This window comes from Vibrio sp. 10N.239.312.D08, assembly GCF_041466145.1.
In the GTDB taxonomy this organism is placed as follows: domain Bacteria; phylum Pseudomonadota; class Gammaproteobacteria; order Enterobacterales; family Vibrionaceae; genus Vibrio; species Vibrio crassostreae_C.
Genome location: NZ_JBFSSD010000102.1, coordinates 1 through 1,929 on the forward strand (window position 1 = coordinate 1; position 1,929 = coordinate 1,929).

Genomic DNA, 1,929 nt, shown 5'->3' on the forward strand with positions numbered 1-1,929 from the left:
ATTGAACAGCAATCAATCCTTTCTGTTCACAAAGCTAGAGAAAGGTTAGTTTCAATGAAAACTGGCCAAACTAATCAATTACGTGGGTTGTTGGCTGAGTTTGGTCTTGTCTTTCCTAAAGGAAGTGCATCACTTAACAAGCAGCTCCCTCTGGTTTTAGAGGATGCTGAAAATAATTTGACGCCACCGATTCGCTGCGTGGTTACTCATTTAAAAGAACTAATTGATGAGCTTTCTTCACGAATTAGTGCGTTAACAAAAGAAATTGAACAATGGCACAGTACGAATGTTGATTCTAAAAGAATCGCAGAGATCCCTGGAATTGGCCCTATAACTGCCACCGCACTTGTTGCAAGTATAGGTGACCCCGCATCTTTTAATAATGGACGGCAGGTATCTGCATGGATTGGACTTGTACCTAAGCAGTTTTCAACGGGTGGCAAACAAGTATTGCTTGGTATAAGCAAGCGGGGGGATGGCTATTTACGAAGACTACTAGTGCATGGTGCAAGAGCTGTTCTTGGGCACTTAAAGCAACAGCCAACCACTTATACTCACCGCTGGTTGAATGACTTACTGAAACGAAAACACAAGAATGTTGCAATAGTCGCACTAGCTAATCGGAATGCTCGAATTGCATGGGCTTTATTGGCTAATCAGCAACACTATAATCCTGAATTACTATCTATCTAAAATTGCGCATGAAGTGGAAATGAGAAAACAGGTAAGACCGTGAGTATGGAACTCTGATTTGATCTTAGGACTTTCAAGTTCGTGTTGTTGATAAGAGCATGCTCAGCGGAAATCATTAAGAGTCCTTGAACTCGGATATATGTCTGCAATCTTTTACCTAAAACTTTCAGATTTACTACTTGCCAATAGGAAGTGTCCATATATGATCAAATCAGCTTGAAGATCAACGACACCATATGTAGCTAGCCGTTAGCTTCTAACGGGCATACCTAGTCCTATGACTTTGTTAATCGCTTTGACATTCGCCATGATTTCGCCCACTTGAGCGTTGTAACATCTCAAGCTCAATTTATCGCTTGTTAGTCCTTTATATCGGGACATAGCAGTCTCAGATATTGAACGATAGTGATAACCAGACTCTGTTTTCCATTCCGATATTGTTCCATCTCTCAGAGCCATTACCGCTTTGTTTCTGGGATGACCGTCTTCCCAAAGAGCTGCATTCTTTCGAGGCGGTATTAACGGAGTACAGCCTTTATTTTTCAGAGTCTCGTGGCAATTTTTTGTGTCATATGCTCCATCGGCGGATACGGCAGCGACCTTTCTACGTAGTGGGTTGAGTAACGTCGGTAACACTTCACTATCGCCTACATTTACAAGACTGACTTCCGCACTAATCGCTTCGTGAGTATCCACATCCACAGCTAAGTGCAGTTTGCGCCATGTCCTACGTTTTTCTGTACCATGCTTTTTCACTTTCCACTCCCCCTCACCAAAGACTTTGAGGCCAGTAGAATCAATGGCTATATGGCGAATAGCCCCTCTCGATTTATTGCGATATTTGACCTGAACTGTCTTCGAGCGTTTACTGATACAGGTGTAGTCAGGGGACGTTAGTGGAACATCTAATAGCTCAAAGATAGAGTCGATAAAGCCTTGAAGAGCACGTAAAGGAAGAGAGAAGATGCCCTTAATCATCAAGGCGGTTTCAATCGCTGTATCAGAGTACTGAAAGCCTCTCCCACGCTTACCATGATGAGTTTTGCATCGCCATGCATCTACGGCTGAATCATCTATCCAGAATGTAACCGAACCACGTTTACAAAGAGCCTTATTGTACTCCGTCCAGTTAGTTATCTTCTTGTTTGCTTTACCCATATCACCACCATTCCAATCGTTTCAAATGATCAGATCACAGGACTTGGAAAAGGTTCAACTAATTTAGGCAACAACGCC

General features: G+C 42.6%; 2 protein-coding genes. One reads left to right on the forward strand and one right to left on the reverse strand.

Features of this window, described 5'->3' with window-relative positions; all coding sequences use genetic code 11:
* The coding region (locus AB6D58_RS24265) for an IS110 family transposase (RefSeq protein WP_372158779.1) at nucleotides 1-693 on the forward strand (693 nt) is incomplete at its 5' end.
* Nucleotides 694-942: 249 nt separating this feature from the next.
* Here AB6D58_RS24265 and AB6D58_RS24270 read toward each other — a convergent pair.
* A complete protein-coding gene (locus AB6D58_RS24270; RefSeq protein ID WP_017065109.1) occupies nucleotides 943-1,851 on the reverse strand; it encodes an IS5 family transposase in 909 nt (302 codons plus the stop codon).
* Nucleotides 1,852-1,929: the final 78 nt, after the last annotated feature.